Source organism: Arthrobacter sp. B2I5, assembly GCF_030816735.1.
In the GTDB taxonomy this organism is placed as follows: domain Bacteria; phylum Actinomycetota; class Actinomycetes; order Actinomycetales; family Micrococcaceae; genus Arthrobacter.
Genome location: NZ_JAUSYF010000001.1, coordinates 4,421,537 through 4,439,823, shown reverse-complemented (window position 1 = coordinate 4,439,823; position 18,287 = coordinate 4,421,537). Strand labels below are relative to the sequence as shown.

Below are 18,287 nucleotides of genomic sequence, written 5' to 3'. Positions count from 1 at the left end.
GTTTTGCGTCACAATCACAACACCGGTGAACATACCGTTAGGGGCCACGATGGCAGAAGTACCTATTACCCGGGATCGGCACCCAATCACCTACACGAGGGCCGGGCGAACGCTATACGCCGGCAACGTTGCAACCGACTACCCTGCCCCGGGAATTTCGGCAGGCTCAGCGAAGCCTGTCAGCGTGGCCGAACCAGCCACGGGACGGAAAGCATCTGCCGATTGGATCGCAACGCATATCAACCTCTTAAGAATCACTGACTCCCTCTGGGTGGCGGCTTCCGTGCTCCTGGGCTCGGAGCTGGCCAACCGCGGGTTGTTCCGTGACGGCTCCAAAGCTGGGGCCGTTGCCACCGCAGCAGTGGCAGTGATATGGATTGCCGCGCTGGAAATTCACCGCACCCGCGATCCGAAGGTTTTGGGAGTGGGGGCTGATGAGTACAAACGTGTAGCTGCAGCCAGCTTCCGTGTGTTTGGCTTTCTTGCCCTTGTCGCAGTGGTGCTCTCGATACACGGTGGCACCGCCCTGGTCACCATATCCCTGCCCGCGGGAATCTTAGGGCTCACTGCCAACCGGTGGGCGTTTCGAAGGCGGTTGGCGGCGGAAAAGGCGAAGGGGCGCCACCTGTCACGTGCCATCGTCGTCGGCGAACCCGAAGATGTCCGGTATGTTGTCCATCAAATCGAGAAAAAATCCGGCCCAGTGTACGAAATCCTGGGTGTCTGCCTGCCCGGTTCGCGGCGGGGGGCCAGGCTTCGGGTGGACAATCGTCTGGTCCCGGTCCTTTCCTCCACGGATGACATTCCACGGACAGCGAGGCTCGCTGCGGCGGATGCGGTAATCATCGCCGGACCACTTCCCGGCGGCAACAGATTCATCCGGGAACTGGGATGGAAGCTTGAGGAGTGTTCCGCGGAGATGGTGCTGGCAGCCACCCTGACAAATGTGGCCGGGCCCCGTATCCATTGGCGCCCGGTGGAAGGGTTGCCGCTCATGCACGTTGATATCCCCCAGTACTCCGGCGGAAGACATATCCTCAAGCGCGTGGTGGATGTGGCACTCGCCGGCAGCGCCCTTCTCGTCTTGTCACCGCTTCTGCTCTTACTCGCCGCCATAGTCAGGAAGGACAGCGTCGGCCCGGTCCTGTTCCGGCAAGAGCGAATTGGAAAGGACGGACGTACGTTCGGAATGTACAAGTTCCGGTCCATGGTTGTGGACGCCGAGGAGCGTTTGGCAAATTTGGCCGTGAACAATGAGGGCGCAGGGGTCTTGTTCAAGATGCACAACGATCCGCGGGTTACCGGGTGCGGACGCTGGATGCGCAAGTATTCACTGGATGAACTGCCGCAACTGTGGAACGTACTTGTTGGCGACATGAGTCTTGTGGGCCCCCGGCCTCCGCTTGCAAGCGAAGTCAGCGCATATGAACGATACACCCACCGGCGTCTCCTCATTAAGCCCGGCCTCACCGGCCTTTGGCAGATCAATGGGCGCTCGGATCTTTCGTGGGATGAAGCTGTCCGACTGGACCTGTACTACGTCGAAAACTGGTCGATCGCCGGAGATCTGCTGATTTTGTGGCGGACGTTCCGAGCCGTTGTCCAACCTTCCGGCGCCTACTGAGAACTATCAGGAAGAGGACGAAATGAATGCTGTGGCACATGACTATGGCGTGGGCAAGGAACCCGTGGCCAGGTTGAGAATGGCCGTAGTAGGTGCAGGGTCCCGGGGGGCCAGCCTAGCCAGAGCCTTCCACGCCTGCCCAGAGTGGGAACTGACGGCGGTATGCGATGTGGAAATAGATCGGGCCGGCAAGCTGGCGGCGCAACTCGGGGATGTCCCCTGGTTCGAGACGATAGATGAACTTCTGGACAGCGTTGAGGTGGATACTGCCGCCATTGCCACACCACTAGGTGCCCTGCACGGAACCACCATGACCGCTCTTCGGGCGGGGAAGCATGTCCTGGCGGAAGAGCCACTGGCAGACAGCTTGGTACGAGGGCACGAAATGGTGTCCGAAGCACAGGCGAATGGCCTTGTCCTGATGACGGACCATCCCCATTCCTTTGAGCCGGCAATCCAAAAGATCCAAAAGCTGATGGATAGTGGTTCGTTGGGTGAAATCCTCTTTGTCGAAGCCCTTCTGTCCGAACCCAACCTCTTGAAGACAGAACGGGATGTCTTCTGGGACCTGGCTCCGGGCAACTTTGCCATCCTGGACCAGGTTCTCCCGGAAGGCCTGGCGCCGCTGGAGGTTTCAGCTTTCGGGGGCGATCCTCTCGGAACCGGGCGTGATTGTGTTGGCCACATCAATTTCAGGCTGTCCAACGACGCTCCTGTCCACGTGCACGTCAACAGGCTAAGCCGGGCCAAAACGCACCAACTGTTGATAGCCGGCACCCGGCTCACGATGGTGTGGGACGGCGGTCTCCACAAGGAGCGGCTGCAGGTACTCGATCCCTGCTTACCCAACCAGCAAAAACACTTTTCACCATATTGCCCTGAACCCGAAATTCCACAGCTTCTGGACGAAGACGGCCCTCAGTTGATCCTCGAGCAGCAAACGCTGGGGCGTATGGCCGCTGAGTTGGCAAAGCGCATTCAGCGCCAAAGGGGCGGGTTTCCGCCGCACCTGCCAGGCCTGAGGGTGCTGGCGATGTTGGAAGCGATCGCCCGCAGCAGGAGCATTGACGGCCAGGCATCCCGGGTGATGGCACCGTTTCCGGAAGACTCTGATCCGGACATAGCCGGGAACTGGTCCCAGAGCATCCTGTGGTCAAAGTAGAAGGCGCCTTTGGTCTTTGTCTTGCTCCTCCAAGGAAAGTTGGTGTCTTGTGTCTACGGAGTCAGTAGTTGCCAGGATAGAAGTCATGAAGCCATGGCTCGGGCAAGAAGAAACCGAGGCTTTGGCTGACGTGGTCCGTTCCGGTTGCCTGACCCAGGGTAGAAAAGTCAGGGAGTTTGAGAGCACTTTCGCAGCCGCGCAGGGGGTACGCTTTGCCGTCGCCACCTCCAGTTGTACTACGGCCCTGCATCTCGCGCTGGTCGTAGCCGGAATCGGGCCGGGCGACGAGGTAGTGGTTCCGTCACTGTCCGCCATAGCCACAGCGAATGCAGTGACGTACGTTGGTGCGCGGCCAGTCTTTTGCGATATTGACCCTGCCACCGGAAACGTGACTGCAGAAACCGTTCATGCCGCGCTTACTTTGGACACGCGTGCTGTGATTGTTGTGGATCAAGCGGGCGTACCGGTCGATTTGGACTCCATCCGGGATCTCTGCAACCGCCATGAGATCACTGTGATCGAAGATGCAGCATGTGCGGCGGGGTCACTCTACCGAGGCAGGCCAGTCGGGGTTGGAGCAGACGTTGCAGTCTGGTCATTCCATCCTGATCACATTCTTACCACCGGTGAAGGCGGCATGCTCACCACCAGGCGGGCCGACTGGGCTGCCCGCGCACGGGCCTTGCGCGGGCACTCCAGCAATCTGGCGCTTGTCGACAAGGACCTGTCCGTTCCTCCCCGGGAGGTATGCCTGGAAGTGGGGTTCGATTACCAGATGACGGACCTACAGGCAGCAATCGGGATCTGCCAGTTGCGGCGTCTTCCGGAGATGGTGGAACGTCGGCGGCGTATCGCCGGCATCTACGCAGGCGCGCTGTCAGGACTGAAAGGATTGCGCTTTGTAACAGATCCACCATACGGCACCACCAATTTCCAGTCCTTGTGGGTGGAGGTCCTCCCCGACTTCCCGGCTACGCGCGAAGCACTGCTGGGCGAGTTGGCAGAGGCAGGAGTAACTGCCCGTCGGGGCCCATACGCGGTGCATCGCCAGCCAGCATACAGGTGGCGGGATACCGGCAATGCGCGGCTTCAGTACAGTGAGCGTCTCAGTGACCGAACTTTGGTCCTGCCGGTATTCCATGAACTGGATACTGCCAGCATAAACCGCGTCATTAATGCCATCCGGAATACGGCACACCGGGTGGGAATGTGAGTGAACTAATCCTCGTTGGAGCCACAGGCCTTGCCCGCGAAGTCCTGGCCATGGTCCGCAGCAGCGGCCAGTACGACGTGGTTGGGCTGCTCGACGATGACAAGGAGATGGCCGGAGTCAGCGTGGACGGCGCCCCAGTCCTTGGCAGCATTGACGATGCCGTGAACTACACGCACGCCTTCCTCCTGGTGTGCATGGCCGCGAGCAGGGAACGCGAGGCGGTGGTGTCGCACCTGGCTTCCCTCGGCATCGGCGAGTCGAGGTACGGGACTGCGGTGGACCCTTCAGTCCAGTACCCGGAGGGCTGCCGGGTGGGCCGCGGCAGCATCCTCCTGCGCAACGTCACCCTGACTGCCGCCGTCACTTTGGGTTCCCATGTGGTGGCCATGCCATCCGTCACGTTCTCTTACGACGTGGATGTATCCGGCTTTGCGACGTTTGCCGCCGGCGTTTCACTTGGGGGTGGCGTCAGGATTGGCAAAGGCGCCTATCTCGGACTGAATTCGAGCGTCCGGGAACGAACGTCGGTGGGAGACTATGCAACGATCGGCGTGGGCGCGGGGGTGCTCAGCAATGTTCCAGACGGCGAAACCTGGGTTGGGGTGCCGGCCCACGAGATTGACCACGGAATGTACAGCTACGGCAGGATCCGTTAGCGCTGCGCCGCAGTCCGAAAGAACAGTTCCGTCACAGCGGCCAGGCGGCGTGGATCCTCCACCCCGCACAGCTCCCGGGCTGAGTGCATGGACAGCAGGGGCACACCGACGTCGACGGTCCGGATTCCCAGCCTGGTAGCGGTGAGCGGGCCAATAGTGGAACCGCAGGGCACCACGTTGTTGGACACGAATTCCTGGTACGGAACGCCTGCTTCGCCGCAGAGCCGCGCCCAGAAGGCTGCCCCGAACGCGTCGGTGGCATAGCGCTGGTTGGCGTTGATCTTCAGCAGCGGACCCCCGTTCAGCACGGGGTGGTTGGCGGGGTCGTGCCGCTCCGGATAGTTGGGATGCACCGCGTGCCCGGCATCGGCGGAGAGGCAGAACGACGCCGACAGGGCCTGCCGCCGCTGGCTCACCGTTGCGCCCAGGCCGTCAGAGATGCGCACCAGCACGTCCTCGAGGATGGGCCCGCATGCACCGGAGCGGGAGTTGGAGCCGATTTCCTCGTGGTCGAACGCGGCAAGGACCGCAATCGGTCCGCCCTCAGCTGCAGTGCCCGCATGCGCGGCCAGCGCCGCCAGGCCGGCGTGGGTGGCTGAAAGGTTGTCCAGCCGCCCTGACGCGAAGAACTCCCCCTTGCCCCCGAAAACCGCCGGTGCCTGCGCGTCCGCCATGACGACGTCGTACCCGCCAACCTGGCCCGGATCAACGGATGCGCCGGCAACGGACGCTGCCAGCACACCCAGCAGGTCGGAGTCCGTGGGATTCCCCAGACCCCACACCGGGTTCATGTGGCGCTGCTTGTCCAGGGTCAGCCCCTCGTTGACAGCGCGGTCCAGGTGGATGGCCAGCTGCGGGAAGCGGAGCAGCGGCCCCGTGGCCGTGAGGTGCTCGGTGCCGTCAAGCAGCACCAGCCGGCCCGCGAGCCGCAGCTCGCGGTCCAGCCAGGAGTTCAACAGGGGGCCGCCGTAGATCTCCACCCCCGCCTGGAGCCAGCCGTGGGCACCGGTGGTGGGCTTGGGTTTGAGCTTGAACGACGGCGAATCGGTGTGCGCGCCCAGGATGTTGAACCCGGTGGATGGTCCCGCACCTTCGGGGACCACCCACGCGATCAGGGCGCCGTCGCGGATGATGAAGAAGGAACCGGGCCCGCCCTCCCACGGCTGCAGCTCATCCAGGCGGGTGAACCCGGCCTCCTCCAGCCGCCGGCCCCCCCTCATGCGCCGCGTGGAAGCTCGACGGCGATGCGCTGACATAGGCGCCAAGGTCCTGGATGTGGTCTGCGACAGAGGAAGGCAAAGGCATGGTCCCGAGTCTAGCGCCGGGCCTACTCGGCAGGTGCCGGCGCAGCCTCCACTGCCTCGGCCGGCTGTCCGGCGGTGGCCGGGCCCTTCCCGCGGTAGCGCAGGACGCCCACCGCCACCACGATGGCGGCCAGTGCAAGCGAGAGCAGCAGGGACTCGCGGGTCGACTCCACGATCACCATGCCGATCAGCAGCGCCACGATGCTGATGATCGCAGCCCAGGTGAGGTACGGGAAAAGCCACATCTTCAGCTGCAGGTCCTTCGCTGCCGCTCCCATGCGCCGGCGGAGGACCAGCTGCGAGGCGGAGATGACCAGCCACACGAACAGTGCGATGGCACCGGAGGTGTTGACCAGGAAGAGGAACACCGTGTCCGGGGCAATGTAGTTCAGGCCCACCGTCACGAAGCCGACCACGGTGGAGGCGAGGACGGCGGCAGCGGGGACGCCCCGGCGGGAGATGCGGGTCCACGCACGCGGCGCGTCACCCCGGGTGGAGAGGGAGAACAGCATGCGGCTGGCGGTGTAGAGGCCGGAGTTCAGGCAGGAGAGCACCGAGGTCAGCACCACCACGTCCATGATGGTTCCGGCGCCCGGGATGCCGAACAGTTCGATGACCGCCACGTAGGGGCTCTTGGCCACGGAGGCCGAGTTCCACGGAAGCAGGGTGACCACCACGGCGATGGAACCGATGTAGAAGACCAGGATGCGCCACACGGTGGACTTCACGGCCTTCTTGACGGCGTCCACGGGGTTTTCGGATTCGCCGGCGGCAATGGTGGCGATCTCGGCACCGAAGAAGGAGAAGACCACCACGAGGATTCCGGCCAGGACAGCGCCCGGACCGTTGGGCATGAAGCCGCCGTTGTTGATCAGGTTGCTCAGGCCGGGGGCCGGGACGCCGGGGATCAGGCCCAGGATGGCGGCGGCGCCGAAGACCAGGAAGAGGACGATCGCTGCCACCTTGATGGAGGCGAACCAGAACTCGAACTCGCCGTAGGACTTCACCGAACCGAGGTTGGTGAGCGTCAGCAGGACCATGAGGACCAGGGCCCAGACCCACTGGTCAATGCCCGGCACCCAACGGTGCATGATGGCTGCACCTGCGGTGGCCTCGATGCCCAGGACGATGATCCAGAACCACGCGTAGAGCCAGCCGATGCTGAACCCTGCCCAGCGGCCCAGTGCCTTGTCCGCGTACGTGGAGAAGGAGCCGGTCTCCGGGTTTGCGGCGGCCATCTCCCCCAGCATGCGCATGACCAGGATGACCACCAGGCCGGCGGCGGCGTACGCGACGAGGATGCCGGGGCCCGCCTGCTGGATCGCGGCGCCCGAGCCGACGAAGAGGCCTGCCCCGATGACGCCGGCGATGGCGATCATGGACAGGTGCCTGGGTTTCAGGGACTTTGAAAGTTGCTGGTCAGCATGCATGGAAGCGCCGTCCTGTTGGGGAAATAGCATGGGTTGGGCGAGGTGCCGTGGCGGACCACCGGGGACCGTGTGATGCACCACATCGTCGTTTCACCCTAGGTCCGCCATTATGCGCCTTGCTTTGTGCACTCCAACAGACCTGGTTGTGCCCAACAGGACGTGACTCCAAGCAGGAACCATCAGCGGCAAATAAAGTTTCCTCTTAGGCACTTTTGTAATGTGCCGGAAACCACGCGGCGTTCGTTCCCCGAGCCGTTCGTTCCCCGCGGGACGGATGCCGCGGTTCCCCCTAGACGTCCCGGCGTTTCAGCAGTACGGCGGCGAGCAGGACGGGGATGACCACCCAGCCGCCGAGGACCAGCGCCGCCTGCCAGACTTCCAGTGTGTCGGGAACGTGCTGGGCGGCCGTCAGCGGCTCAACCGTGTTGCCCGGCAGGTACTTCCGGGCTTCCTTGAAGAAGTCCCCGGGGATGAGCTGGAAGGCGATGGGCGCCACAAAGAAGATGCCCACCAGGCTCATGATGCCGCCGGCGGAATTCCTGATCAGCGTGCCGAGCGCCATGCCGATTGCGGCGACGGCTGCCACGTAGATGCTGTTGACGAACAGGAGCTTCAGGGACTGCGAACTGCCAAGATCCAGAGTGAGCCCATAGTTGTCCAGGATGGGCACGGCCACCAGTCCGGCCACCCAGGTGGACACAGCGGTGACCACGAACGATGTCAGCATGACCACCACGAGCTTTGCCGCGAACGCGGGCAGCCGCCTGGGCACGGCGGCGAAAGTGGACCGCGCCATCCCGGTGGTGAACTCCGAACTCATGAGCAGCACGCCGAGGGACCCCAGGATCAGCTGGGCGAAGGCGATGCCGGAGGTGGGCACGCTGACGGCAAGGTCGCCACCCTGGGCAGCCATCCGGGCCGCGGCCTGCGGATCCCGCGTGGCGGCATCGGCGAACTGGCCGGTCCCCCATGCGGACAGGGCACCGAAGCCGACCATGACCACCGCGGTGGAAGCCAGCAGGATCAGCGTGGAAAGGAGGCTGCGGAACTTGATGATTTCCGAGTTCAGCACCCGGAGGAATGTGGGGCCGGGCAGGGAGCGCCCGCCGTTGCGGACGTTGCGGCTCCCGGCGGATGCTGCAGGTTCGGGCGAGGACGTGGATTCAGTGGCCATTGCGCTCATTACTTGCTGACCTCCGCAGCGGGAAGGGAGTGATATTCGACGTCGTCCTTTGTCAGTTCCATGTAGGCCTCCTCGAGGCTTGCGACGAGCGGCGTGAGTTCGTAGACCATGACCTGGTTTTCCAGGGCGGCCGCCGCGATTGTTCTGGGCTCCAGGCCCGTAACTTCAAGCATTTCCCGTTCGGGGACCTCAATGGATGCCCCCCGTGCGGCAAGAAGCTGGTGGAGCCGGCCAGGTTCGTCCGTGCGGACGCGGACCCGGGATTGGCCCTTGCCGGTGATGATGTCGTTGATGGGTGCGTCGGCAATCACGCGGCCTCGTCCAATGACGATCAGGTGGTCCGCGGTCTGCGCCATCTCGCTCATCAGGTGGCTGGAAAGGAACACCGTGCGTCCCTGCCCCGCGAGGTAGCGGACCAGGTTCCGCACCCAGACCACGCCTTCCGGGTCCAGGCCATTGACGGGTTCGTCGAGGATGAGGGTCTGCGGGTCCCCCAGCAGGGCCGCGGCAATGCCCAGCCGCTGGCCCATTCCCAGGGAGAAGCCGCCGGCCTTCTTGCGTGCCACGGCGTCCAGTCCGGTCATCTCAATGACCTCGTGCACCCGTGACTTGGGGATGCTGTGTGTGGCGGCCATGGCCAGCAGGTGGTTGTAGGCACTACGGCTGGTGTGCACGGCCTTGGCGTCCAGCAGTGCGCCCACTTCGCGCAGGGGTGCCTTGTGCCGGACGTAAGGGAGGCCATTGACGGTGACAGATCCCGACGTCGGCCGGTCCAGTCCCATGATCATCCGCATGGTGGTGGACTTTCCTGCGCCGTTGGGGCCCAGGAAGCCTGTCACTTGCCCTGCCCTGACGGTAAAGCTGACACCGGCCACGGCGGTTTTGGCGCCGTAGACCTTGGTCAGTCCGTTTGCCTCGATCATGGAGAATCCTTTGCACGGCAGCGCGGGGCTGCGGACGGTGTTTGGTGGGTGTTCATGCCCTACGCTACCGACGCCCGGGCAGGTTTTCCCCGGAATCAGGGATGATTCAGGGGAGAATCAGGGTCCGCCTCCTGCCGCCGCCACCGGTCAGCGGCGCGGCGAGTAGTACGTCAGGGCCCTCGGCTGGATCCGGTAGGCCACGCTGCGGACTCCGGCCAGCGCTTCTCCATCCACTGCCAGCGCCATGGGCGCACCCCCGGCGTCAATCCTGACTTCCGTGGCCTCCCGCAGATGGGTGATGCTGGAACTTGCCACCGTGCCTGTCAGGACGGACCACAGCAGCCGCACGCGCGCGAAGGATTCATCAGCGGGTAATCATCCGCACATCCAGGACCCCGTCATCCATCACCGGCCGGAAAAGCGGCGCATGGTCCCGGGGGTAGAACCGGCCCCGGCCCAGATAGGCGATCCACACTTTGTGCACCACTCCGTCCACGGACAGCGTGATGGGGGTGCCCGCGGCAAAGGTCCTGAACATCGCCACGACGCCGGCCAACGGCTTCCCCAGCGCCGGCTGCAGGTGCTCCCGCCGCCGCACGAAGTTCGGGTACAGGCCGATGCTTGAAGTGTTGAGCATGACCAGTTCGGATACCTCTGGGCTTCCCGCCAGGCCACGTTCCGCGATTACGACGCCGATGTCAGCCAGGGCCGCATCACCCCTGCCTGCCGCTTCCACAGCATCCTTCAGGCTTCCTGTCCCCGCGTCGCGGGCAAAGTGGTTCAGGGTTCCCCCCGGCAGGACCAGCAGGGGAATGGAACGTTCGACGGCGGCAGCGGCTGCCGCTCCCACGGTTCCGTCACCGCCCCACACGCCCAGGGCGCGGGTACCGGGGAAGTCAGCGGTGGCGGCAATCCGCTGCAGCAGGTCCTCATCTGGCTGCACCGTTTTTATATGCGCCTTGGGAAATACTTCTTTGAGCGCTGACGCGGTTTCCTCCTTGAACGACCCGCCCAGAGTGTTCACGACGATGCTCAAGCCCTCGCCATCCGGCAGTTCAGGTGCACTGGTCCAGGCCCTGGTGGTTTGCGGTATCGGCGGACGGACCGGCCACCAGTGCCGTGTCACCAGGGCGGCGCCGGCACCAAGCGCTGAACCGAAGAGGACGTCCGAGGGCCAGTGGGCGCCGGTGTGCACCCTTGAATAGGCAACTCCCAGGGCGGCGGGAGCCAGGGCGGCACCTACGGCGGGGCGAACAAGGCCGGCGCCGACAGCAAACGCTATGGCAGACGCTGAATGCCCCGACGGCATGGAGGAGCTCGTGGGCTGTGGATGCACGAAGCGGAAGACCGGCAGGTGCTCCGGGAGCGGGCGGGTCCGGGGGAGCAGGGTTTTGAACACCACGTTGGTCACGGCTGAGGCCACCCCTTGGGCGAGCAGGCCATGCAGTGCGGCCCTCCGCGTCTTGCCGGGAAAGAGCGCCAGGAGCGCCGCCGCCCCCATCCACAGTTTGCCCTTGTTGGCTGAGGCTGAGAGCCGGCGGAAGAACACGTCATGGTTGCCGCCCGGCAGGTTGGATACATGCTTGAGAAGGTATCTATCGAGGCGGCTGATCCAGCTTCGTCCCCGCGGCCTTGCGCTTTGCATGTGATCACCCTAACCCCAAGTGCTACTCCCGCTCAGCGGCTCGCTCCCCGCTCCGCAGGGGCCTTGCGGCTCCGGCCAGAAGCAGGGCCACCAGGATGGGCGCCATGATCGCCAGCAGGGCAGTGTGGATACCGGTGAGGTCACCCAGGTAACCCAGCAGCGGGGGTCCTGCGAGGAAGGATATATACCCGAGCGTGGATACAACCGAAACGCGGGCAGCGGAGTGCTGTGGGTCATCGGAGGCAGCGGACATGCCCATTGGGAAGGCCAAGGCGGCACCAACGCCCCAAAGGGCCGCGCCGATGGCGGCGAGCCAGATGTTGGGGGCCAGCACAAAGAGACCCAGTCCGGCAGCTGCCGCGGCCATGCTGGCCCGCAACACGGTGACCCGTCCGTACCTGTCGATAACGCGGCCGCCGAGGAACCGCATGGCCGTCATGGCAAGGACGAAGAGGGCGAACATGAGCGCCCCCGTTGACTCGGAGGCCGCGAGTCCGTCCACCGACGCCTTGGCAATCCAGTCGTTGCCAGCGCCTTCAGTGAGCGTGGCGCCAAGGACTACTACGCCGATCAGCAGAGTCCTGCTGTCCCGCCAGGCGGAAGGTCCCTTGGTCGGCTTCGGTTCCCCTTCGGCGGGGGCCGTTGAGATGTGGGGAAGGAAATAGCGCGGAACCACCAGGGCCACGAGCACCACCACCGCGGCAATCACCAGGAGATGCAGCGGGAGGTCGATGCCCAGGGTGGAAAGCCCTGCACCCACGAGGGCTCCCACGAATGCGCCGCCGCTGAAGGCCGCGTGGAACTGGGGCATGATGGTGCGGCGGAGCTTATGCTCCACATCGGCGCCTTCGATGTTTTGTGCCACGTCCCAGAGCCCGATGCCAATGCCGAAGAAGAACAGCGACACGGCCGTTCCGGGAATGGACGTGGCCGAGAGTGACAGGGCAATGCCCACGCCTGCCGCCGCCGCCAGCAGGCCGGCAAAGCGGACCGTGTTGGCGGTGCCAATCCTGCCGACCACCAGGCCGGCGGTGGGCAGTGCCAGCAACGAGCCCACAGCCGTGCACAGCAGCAGCGTGCCCATTTGGCCGGACGTGATGTGCAGCGTTTGCGTGACGGCAGGGATCCTGGCCGCCCAACTGGCGAAGACCAGTCCGTTGATGCCGAAGACCACGAACGTGGCCGCGGCGGCTGCCCTCAGGCCGGCCTGCTGTTCGGTGCCGGTGTTGGTGCTCATACGCTCACTACTTCCACAGAGTATTTTTCGAGTTCGGCTTTGTCCCGGGCGCTGAGTTGCCGGTCCGTCACGATCACATCCACCCGGTCCAGGCCGGCGACGAGTACCCGGGCATTGGCGTGCCACTTCGCTGCTGAGGCGGCCACCACCACGCGAGCCGCCGATTCCAGGCCGGCTTTCTTTACCGCTGCATCCTCCAGGTCGTGGGCCAGCAGGCCGTCGTGGAAATCCACGGCGCAGGGCGTGACCACCGCGGTGTCAAAGCGCAGCGACCTGATGTTGGACTCGGCCAGGGGCCCGCGGAAACAGAGTTCGCCGGGCACCACGCTTCCGCCGGGCAGCAGCAGAGCGGGGCGGGAGCCCCCGGCATTGTCCCCGCCTGTGGCTGCATTGAGGGCCTGCAGGGACATGGGCATCAGGGTCAGTTCCCGGCCAAGCGCTGCCCGTGCCACCTCCGTTGCCGTACTGCCGCTGTCAAGCCAGACATGTTCACCCTGGACCAGCAGTCCCGCCACGGCAGCAGCGATGCGCTTCTTCGCGTCCCGGTCCTCCAGCTCGCGCTGTCCATAGCCGGGGTTCTGTCCGTGGCCGATCAGGCTCCGTGCACCGCCGTGGACCCTTCGGAGGACGCCATGGCCTGCCAGTACTTCAAGGTCCCGGCGGATGGTTGCGCCGGAGGCGGCACAGGCCTGCATCAGGTCCTCGACGCTTACCTCGGGCTGCCGCCGGAGGATTTCGGCAATGGCCCGGTGCCGCTCATCGGTCTTCATGAGCATATGCTAACACTCAATGATCATTTGCTCAGTAAGAAAGAGAGATAACTGCTTGCTCCATCAGTTACAGCTGCTAATCCATCGGCTGGTTCAAGGGGTCGTTGCAACACCTGAGTGATTGGGGTGTTGTCATGGGTTTTGGTCGGCCTGAGGTGTTGCGTGAGGTGGTTCGGGTTTTCTGGGAGGCGAGGTCTTCTGGAGCGTCTGATGAGTTGGCCGCGGAGGCTGCCGGTCTTTCTCCGTCAGCGGCCCGGGTGATCGTCCGTCAGCATGGTGGGGTGAATCCTGCAATTAGGCCTGCCTGCCGGCGGTACTTGTCCTTCCGTGAACGCGAGCTGATTGCGGTCTGGCGGGCGGCCGGGTGTGGGGTGCGTGAGATCGGCCGGCGTTTGGGCCGGAGCCCCTCGTCGATCAGCAGGGAACTGGGCCGCAACATCCGCAACGGTGGCCAACGCCCTTATCTGGCGTCCTCGGCGCAGAATCGGGCGCAGAAGCTGGCACGCAGGCCCAAGACCCGGAAGCTGGCCGTTAACGAGGCCTTGGCACTCTACGTTGCCGGGATGCTGACGGCCCGGGAACGGTTATCCCCCGAACAGATCAGCGCCCGGCTGCGGATCGATTTCCCCGATGATGAAAGCATGCGCATCAGCCCCGAGACGATCTATCAGTGCATCTATATCCAAGGCCGCGGCGGGCTGAAGGCCGAGCTCACCGCTGCCCTGCGGACGGGCCGGGCCGTGCGCCAACCGAACCGGCGGGCCGGGAACCGAAAGCCCCGGGTCCCGAAAGAGTTACTGATCAGCGAACGCCCCGCGGAGGCCGATGACCGGGCTGTTCCCGGACACTGGGAGGGCGATCTGATCATCGGTACCCCCGGCACCGGGGCGATCGGAACACTCGTGGAACGCAGCAGCCGCTTCGTGATGCTCCTGCACCTGCCCAACGGGCACACCGGCGAGCAGGTACTGGCCGCTATCGAGGAAACCCTGCCTACGCTGCCGGCTCAGCTGCGCCGGTCCCTGACCTGGGACCAGGGCGCGGAGATGGTCGGCATTCATGAACGCGTCAGGATCGCCACCGGAGCGGACGTCTACTTCTGCGACCCCCACTCACCCTGGCAACGCGGCACGAATGAGAACACCAACGGACTCCTGCGCCAGTACTTCCCCAAAGGCATGGACCTCACCAAAGTCACGCCCGAAGACCTCGACTACGCCGCCGCCGGACTCAACGGCCGCCTACGCAAAACCCTCGGCTGGAAGACACCCGCACAAGTCCTCCAGCAAATTCTGGAAGAATCAGCCGCATAGGACGTGTTGCGACCACCACTTGAATCCGCCATCGGTATAACAGCCATATCTGATAGGGCAACCTGTCAGCGGACGCGGTCAACCCTTTGTTCGTCCCATACCGGCCCAGCGGACTCGTACACCTTTCCGTCGGAGCCGAACACCAGGAACCTGTCGAACGTCCGCGCGAACCAGCGGTCGTGGGTGACAGCCAGGACGGTTCCCTCGAAGTGGTCAATGGCCCGTTCCAGTGCTTCGGCGGAATGCAGGTCCAGGTTGTCCGTGGGTTCGTCGAGCAGCAGCAGGGTGGCACCGCTGAGCTGCAGCAGGAGGATCTGGAACCGTGCCTGCTGCCCGCCGGAGAGGGACTCATACTTCTGTTCCGACTGTCCTGCAAGCCCGTAACCGTCCAGGGCACCGGCGGCTGCCTCCCGGCCAAGGCCGGAACGGTGTTCATCGCCGCGGTGCAGGATTTCCAGCAGTGTCTTGCCCAACAGGTCGGGGCGGACATGGGTCTGGGCGAAGAATCCGGGCCGGATCCTGGCGCCCAGTTTCACGGTGCCTTCGTGCGGTACCTCTGCGATCTCCACGTCCGAAACCGGCAGGTGCTCGCGTTCGGGGTCGGTGCCGCCGGTGGCCAGCAGCCGAAGGAAGTGTGACTTGCCGGAGCCGTTGGAGCCCAGCACGCCCACGCGGTCGCCGAACCAGACCTCTGTGGAGAAGGGCTTCATCAGCCCGGTCAGTTCCAGCTGCTCCGCCACGATGGCACGCTTCGCGGTCCGCCCGCCCTTGAGCCGCATCTGCACGTTCTGTTCGATGGGCAGTGCCTCCGGCGGCCCCACTTCAAGGAACTTGGCCAGCCGGGTCTGGGCGGCGTGGTAGCGGTTGGCCATATCGGAGCGGAAAGCGGCCTTGTTCTTGTACATGTTGACGAGTTCCTTGAGCTTGATGTGCTCCTCATCCCAGCGTTTCCGCAATTCCTCGAACCGTGCGTTCCGGTCCGCACGGGCCTCCACATAGGACTCGAAGCCGCCGCCATGGATCCACGCGGCGGCCCCGTTGATGCCGGGCTCGAGGGTGACAATGCGGCCGGCGGCGTTGTTCAGCAGTTCCCGGTCGTGGCTGATGAAGAAGACGGTCTTCCTGGACTCATTCAGCTTCTCCTCCAGCCACCGTTTGCCGGGCACGTCAAGGTAGTTGTCCGGCTCGTCCAGAAGGAGGAGATCGTCCGGGCCGGCGAACAGTGCCTCCAGCACCAGCCGCTTTTGCTCGCCGCCGGAAAGGGTCGACGCCGGGCGGTGCTGTGCGCGGTCAAACGGCAGTCCCAGCGCGGCCATGCAGACCTCATCCCAGACGGTCTCGACGTCGTAGCCGCCGGCGTCCCCCCAGTCCACGATGGCCTGGGCGTAGCGCATCTGGGTAGGTTCGTCGTCGTGCTCCATCATGGCCAGTTCGGCGTCATCAACCTCGCGGGCGGCGGAAGCCAGCGCCGGGGGAGCGGCGGACACCAGGAGGTCCCGGACGGTGGAGCCGTCCCGCACCTGCCCCACGAACTGGCGCATGATGCCCATGTTTCCGGAGCGTCCAATGACACCCTCGTCGGGGACCAGGTCTCCGGCGATGATCCGGAACAGCGTGGTCTTGCCTGTGCCGTTGGGTCCGATCAGGGCGGTCTTGGTGCCGTCCGGAACCTTGAAGGTCACCCCGTTCAGGAGCTGGGTGCCGTCGGAGAGGAAGTAGCCGATGCCGGAAACGTCAATATGGGCCACACCGTCAATCCTCCCATGGCCGTCCCTAGCCGGCGGCGGTGAGGAACTGCTTCAGCAGCGGGCCGGAGGTGGTGGCGCCCAGGCCGCCGTCCTCCACGAAGACGGCCACGGCCAGGTCGCCGTGGACGGCCACGATCCAGGCGTGGGTCTTCGGCGGATTCTCGTTGCCGAACTCGGCGGTTCCGGTCTTCGCCCCGACAGGCGCCCCGGGAACGCTCGAAAGGAAGCCTGCGTGGCCCGACGTAACCACCGCACGCATCATGTCTGCCAGTGACGCAGCCTCCGCGGCCGTGATCGGCTTGTCGGAGGCCGTGGATGGTGCCTCGGCCGTCGCCGTCGCGGAAGGTGCGGCGGCGGGAGCAGTGGAGCCCGCCGTCGTTCCCGCAGCCGGAGCCCCCGCATCGGGGTTGAGTACCAGTTGCGCGGAGACGGGGGCGCCCTTGGCCACCGAGCCTGCCATGATGGCCGCCGCCAAGGGGGAGAGCAGTACCTTGCCCTGGCCGATCATGGACGCTGCGTGCTCGGTGCCCTGGGCCTGCCCGGGAACCGAACCGAGGAAGGCTTCAGCACCAAGTTTCGGCGCTTCGACCGCCACCCCCATGGACGTAGCGGCGGCTTCAAGCTGGCCCTGCGACACCGCGTCCCGCTGGGAAATGAAGGCGGTATTGCAGGAGTGCGCAAAGGCGTCCCGCAGGGTCACTGCACCCAGGGAGGTCTCCGGGTACCCTTCGGAGTTCTTGAAGGTCCGCCCGTCCACGGTGAGCGTGGGGGTGCACTGGACGGTGGAGTCCGGCGTCATTCCGTTGCGGAACATGGCCAGCGAGTCCACCATCTTGAAGATGGAACCCGGGGCGTACTGCCCCAGCATGGCTGTGTTGTAGCCGTTGCTGCCCGGCCCCGATGCGGCTGCCAGCACGGCACCGGTGGAAGGCCGAAGGGCCACGATGGCTGACGCCGGCCCCACTCCCTCCAGGGTGCTCTCGGCCAGGGTCTGCAGCCGGGGGTCAAGGGTAGTCTTCAGCGGCGTCCCCGGCTTGGGCTCCACCTGGAAGAGGACGCGCCGGGGGTCGGTGCCGGCGGATTGGATTTGTTCGCGCGTAAGGTCGGCGCGTTGGGCACGGATGACCACGGCGTCAGATCCGCGGAGCTGTTCGTCGTATTGCTGCTGGAGCCCGCCGATGCCCGTGACATCTCCGGGAGCCAGGGCACCATCGGACGCTTCGATCTGTTCGGCTGTGGCTTCCCCCACCGAACCGAGCACGGCACGGGCAAAGGTCCTGCTCGGAGCCAGGGGGATCGATGCCGGAATGCCGCGGGCGCCCGGGATGGCCCGGATCTGCTCATCGGAGATGGTCCTGCCCTCTTCCCGCAGGGTGATGGCCCGAACGAAGGCCTGCGCACCGGCTGCCTTGACCTGCTGCACGTAGGCGGCAGGATCCACCCCTACAAGGGCCGCCAGTTTGCCGGCGGAATCGGCAGGGTCCGCGCTGCCCAGCTGGGGCTTGTCGATGCCCACGTTCACAACGGGACGGTAAGTCACCAACGGGACGTCTCCGGCGCCAAGGATGTCGGCACGCTGAGGGGACTGGGATCCCTTGGTCACAATTTCGCTCTCCCCGAGGCCGGGCGCCAGGAGGCCCGGATTCCAGACGGTGAGCCATTTGTCGCCGGACTTCCTGAAGTTCGCCGGGATGGTGTACTTCCACTCCGCATCGCCGAACTTCCAGGTGTAGTTCAACGGGGCGGAGGCCTTATCGCCGTCCAGCGTGAGTCCGCCCGCCTGGACCTCGGGCTTTTGCGGATCCAGGGCCGCAAAGACCTGGTGCAGCTGGTCATTTGCCGCGGCGGCGTCCTTGCCGTCAAATGCCACCGATCCCACGTCCAGGGCCGAGACTGCCGTGGCCAGCTGTTGTGCCGCGGCTTCGGCGCCGGACTTTCCGTCGTCGCAGGCCACCAGCGAGGTTCCCAGGATGAGCGCAGCTACGGCAAGCGAAAGTTTTGTTGATTTCCCCATGGCGCCATTATCCCCCGGGCCGGCCACCAAGGACGCCACCGGCGTCCTCTGCACCTGCCACTTCG

General features: G+C 64.9%; 12 protein-coding genes and 2 pseudogenes. 5 read left to right on the top strand and 9 right to left on the bottom strand.

From position 1 onward, the window contains the following. Nucleotides 1-184: 184 nt before the first annotated feature. The 4 genes from QFZ60_RS20655 (at nucleotide 185) to QFZ60_RS20640 (ending at nucleotide 4,655) form a co-directional block, all read left to right on the top strand. Entirely contained in the window at nucleotides 185-1,624 is a 1,440-nt protein-coding gene (locus tag QFZ60_RS20655) for a sugar transferase (RefSeq protein WP_373427700.1), read from the top strand. Next, complete coding sequence (locus QFZ60_RS20650; protein ID WP_307092901.1) at nucleotides 1,599-2,786, top strand: Gfo/Idh/MocA family protein; 1,188 nt, start codon at nucleotides 1,599-1,601, stop codon at nucleotides 2,784-2,786. The genes QFZ60_RS20655 and QFZ60_RS20650 overlap by 26 nt, the downstream gene beginning before the upstream one ends. Before the next feature lie 85 nt (nucleotides 2,787-2,871). Then, nucleotides 2,872-3,999, top strand: a complete 1,128-nt coding sequence (locus QFZ60_RS20645) for a DegT/DnrJ/EryC1/StrS aminotransferase family protein (protein WP_307092899.1) — start codon at nucleotides 2,872-2,874, stop codon at nucleotides 3,997-3,999. Continuing rightward, nucleotides 3,996-4,655: an acetyltransferase gene (locus tag QFZ60_RS20640; protein ID WP_307092897.1), complete on the top strand. Its 660-nt coding sequence runs from the start codon at nucleotides 3,996-3,998 to the stop codon at nucleotides 4,653-4,655. The genes QFZ60_RS20645 and QFZ60_RS20640 overlap by 4 nt, the downstream gene beginning before the upstream one ends. Here the strand turns inward: QFZ60_RS20640 and QFZ60_RS20635 are convergent. The 7 genes and pseudogenes from QFZ60_RS20635 to QFZ60_RS20605 all read right to left on the bottom strand — a co-directional run bounded on the left by QFZ60_RS20635 (nucleotide 4,652) and on the right by QFZ60_RS20605 (nucleotide 13,147). Continuing rightward, nucleotides 4,652-5,960: pseudogene (locus QFZ60_RS20635) on the bottom strand (M18 family aminopeptidase). The gene QFZ60_RS20640 and the pseudogene QFZ60_RS20635 overlap by 4 nt on opposite strands. Nucleotides 5,961-5,982: 22 nt before the next feature. Beyond that, entirely contained in the window at nucleotides 5,983-7,389 is a 1,407-nt protein-coding gene (locus QFZ60_RS20630) for an amino acid permease (protein ID WP_307092896.1), read from the bottom strand. Nucleotides 7,390-7,678: 289 nt separating this feature from the next. Then, nucleotides 7,679-8,572, bottom strand: coding sequence for an ABC transporter permease (locus QFZ60_RS20625; RefSeq protein WP_307092894.1), 894 nt, complete (start codon nucleotides 8,570-8,572; stop codon nucleotides 7,679-7,681). Continuing rightward, nucleotides 8,572-9,495, bottom strand: coding sequence for an ABC transporter ATP-binding protein (locus tag QFZ60_RS20620; RefSeq protein WP_307092893.1), 924 nt, complete (start codon nucleotides 9,493-9,495; stop codon nucleotides 8,572-8,574). Before QFZ60_RS20620 ends, QFZ60_RS20625 begins: the two co-directional genes overlap by 1 nt. A gap of 147 nt (nucleotides 9,496-9,642) precedes the next feature. Next, nucleotides 9,643-11,140, bottom strand: a pseudogene (locus tag QFZ60_RS20615) (bifunctional phosphatase PAP2/diacylglycerol kinase family protein). A gap of 22 nt (nucleotides 11,141-11,162) precedes the next feature. Beyond that, nucleotides 11,163-12,377: an MFS transporter gene (locus QFZ60_RS20610; RefSeq protein ID WP_307092891.1), complete on the bottom strand. Its 1,215-nt coding sequence runs from the start codon at nucleotides 12,375-12,377 to the stop codon at nucleotides 11,163-11,165. Further along, nucleotides 12,374-13,147 carry a DeoR/GlpR family DNA-binding transcription regulator gene (locus QFZ60_RS20605; protein ID WP_307092889.1) on the bottom strand — a complete coding sequence of 258 codons (774 nt, stop codon included), beginning with the start codon at nucleotides 13,145-13,147 and terminating at the stop codon, nucleotides 12,374-12,376. The genes QFZ60_RS20610 and QFZ60_RS20605 overlap by 4 nt, the downstream gene beginning before the upstream one ends. A 134-nt stretch (nucleotides 13,148-13,281) precedes the next feature. On the opposite strand from QFZ60_RS20605, the gene QFZ60_RS20600 reads away from it, so the two are divergent. Further along, nucleotides 13,282-14,460 (top strand): IS30 family transposase, encoded by a 1,179-nt coding sequence (locus QFZ60_RS20600; RefSeq protein ID WP_307087179.1) that lies wholly within the window; start codon nucleotides 13,282-13,284, stop codon nucleotides 14,458-14,460. A 65-nt stretch (nucleotides 14,461-14,525) separates the two neighbouring features. Here QFZ60_RS20600 and QFZ60_RS20595 read toward each other — a convergent pair whose 3' ends face one another. Both QFZ60_RS20595 and QFZ60_RS20590 read right to left on the bottom strand, forming a co-directional pair. Beyond that, nucleotides 14,526-16,208: an ABC-F family ATP-binding cassette domain-containing protein gene (locus QFZ60_RS20595; RefSeq protein ID WP_307092888.1), complete on the bottom strand. Its 1,683-nt coding sequence runs from the start codon at nucleotides 16,206-16,208 to the stop codon at nucleotides 14,526-14,528. A 25-nt stretch (nucleotides 16,209-16,233) separates the two neighbouring features. Further along, the gene (locus tag QFZ60_RS20590; RefSeq protein WP_307092886.1) at nucleotides 16,234-18,222 is read right to left on the bottom strand and encodes a penicillin-binding transpeptidase domain-containing protein; all 1,989 of its coding nucleotides are present in this window, start codon (nucleotides 18,220-18,222) and stop codon (nucleotides 16,234-16,236) included. Nucleotides 18,223-18,287 lie beyond the last annotated feature (65 nt).